1 protein-coding gene is annotated in these 1,056 nt (G+C 75.0%); it reads right to left on the reverse strand.

The window, feature by feature from the left end:
- A partial coding sequence (locus tag AB0I76_RS30620; protein ID WP_357042827.1) for a hypothetical protein occupies window positions 1-990 on the reverse strand: 990 nt, incomplete at its 3' end.
- Window positions 991-1,056: the final 66 nt, after the last annotated feature.

Here is a 1,056-nt window from a genome sequence, read left to right on the forward strand (position 1 = left end):
CAACGGTGTGGTGGCGGGCCGCCGTACCGACGCGGGGGCGGGTTTGCGCGCTTGGCCGGCAAAACAGGCCCCCCAAACCACCCGAAAAGCACAACAAAACCCCGAACGCCCGCACCCCCCCCCCCCCCCGCGCGCACCGGCCCCCCCCCCGCCGCGGTCGAGGCGGGCGCCCGCGCCGGGGCCGCTCGACGCGGGTGTGGCCGGCGGTGCCGTGGACGCGACGGCCGCGGCGAGCGGGTAGCGCAGGATGCCGGGTCGCGTGCCCGCCGGCTGGTTGGCGGTCTCGGACACCGTGAGCAGGGACCGCCCGTCGCGGCTGTAGGTGATCGACTCCCCCTGCGGCTCGTCGGGCAGGGCCGTTACCCGTGGGACCCCGCTGGTCAGCGCCCCCACCACGTCGCCGCCGACGACGTCGAACTCGAAGGCGTCGGCGTACGTGCGCAGCACCACCCTGCGTCCGTCCGGGGCGGTGGCGGCGCCGGTGACCGCGGTCCGGCCGACCCCCGCGAACGGGTTGCTGGTCGTCGACGCCGGGAGGCGGACCTGTCCCACCCTCGCCAGGGGCACCGTGGTTCCCGGTCGCAGGGCGGCGGTCGGGGCGTACAGGGCGGCCGAGTACTTGGTCACGATCAGCGGCCGGCCGTCGCCGGTCACGAGCAACGCCTCGGCGTCGTGCGGACCGTCCGGATAGGCCATGCGGTACAGCACCGGCCGTTCGGCGCCCGGCGGGAGCTTCCACACCGCGATCGTCGTCCGGGAGCGGCCGTTGTCGCCGATGTCCGCCACCCAGACCGTACCGTCGGCGCCGACGGCGAGATCCTCGGTGTCCCGTGGTCGGGAGGGGTAGGGCACCGACCGTACGACGGAGCACTCGGAGTCCAGGAAGAAGATCCGGCGACCGTCGGAGTCGTCGACGCCGTCATTGACCACGACGAACCCGTCGTCCGTGGCGACCATGCCGGAGATCTCGGTCAGCGGGCCTCCCCGCACGTCGCACACCCGCGTCGGGGGGCTCGGCGCGGGCGACGGGATCTTCACTCGCTGCGACGGCGCCGG

Origin of the sequence: Micromonospora sp. NPDC049799 (assembly GCF_040656655.1) — a bacterium.
Taxonomy (GTDB): domain Bacteria; phylum Actinomycetota; class Actinomycetes; order Mycobacteriales; family Micromonosporaceae; genus Micromonospora.